Here is an 863-nt window from a genome sequence, read left to right on the forward strand (position 1 = left end):
GTGATCCAGCCGATCATCATCATCGGCCACGACAGGCGGCCCAGCATGATCATGTACTGCACCAGCATCCCGGTGGTAAATTCCTGGTTGCCCGTGGTCAGAATCAGGCGGCCCCCAACATACAGGATGATTCCGAACGCCAGCCCGATCAGCAGCGTGGCAAACGAGCGCAGCGGCCCGTCGACTTTGGTCAGGGCGATATTGCGGCGCAGCAGTTCCAGGTTCATGGCCCGGTAGTCGGCAATTTCGCGGTCCTCGATGGCGTAGCCTTTGACCACCCGCGCCCCGCTAAAGTTTTCCTGGGCTTTGGCGGCGATCAGACTGCTCTGCTCCTGGGCGGCCTTGTGGCGCTCGTTGATCAGGCGGGCCAGATACGCCAGCACGCCCACGATAAGCGGAATGAGCGCCAGCACGATCAGGGTCAGCTGCCAACTCAGGCTGAACATCACCGCGAACGCCGTGGCGAATCCCGAGATGATGTTCACGATCTGCCAGGCCCCGAATCCCAGCATTTCGCGCACGGCGCTCAGGTCACCCGTGAGGCGGTTCATCAGGTCGCCGGTCTTGGCGCGGTCGTAATAATTCTTGTCGAGGGTCTGAAGGTGCGCGAAGATGTCGCGCCGCACTTCGTATTCCGTCTGCCGGGAAGCCACGACGATCATGCGGCGCATCAGCAGGGTAAAGCCCCCAGCCGCCATAGCTGCCGCGACCAGTCCCAGCGCGTACAGCCCGGCGTCCGGCAACGTAATGCCGGTGGTGCTGGCCTTACCGTCTACTCCACCGCTTAGACCGTCGATGATGCGGCGAATAAAAAAAGGCGGCAAAAGCTGTAGCCCGTTGGCGATCGCAATGGCACTGAGGCC

General features: G+C 61.9%; 1 protein-coding gene. It reads right to left on the bottom strand.

The genetic code is table 11. The annotated features are described in order from the left end of the window. A partial coding sequence (locus QZ269_RS13290) for an ABC transporter transmembrane domain-containing protein (RefSeq protein ID WP_291427170.1) occupies positions 1 to 863 on the bottom strand: 863 nt, incomplete at both ends.

This window comes from Deinococcus sp., assembly GCF_018260405.1.
Classification (GTDB): Bacteria; Deinococcota; Deinococci; order Deinococcales; family Deinococcaceae; genus Deinococcus.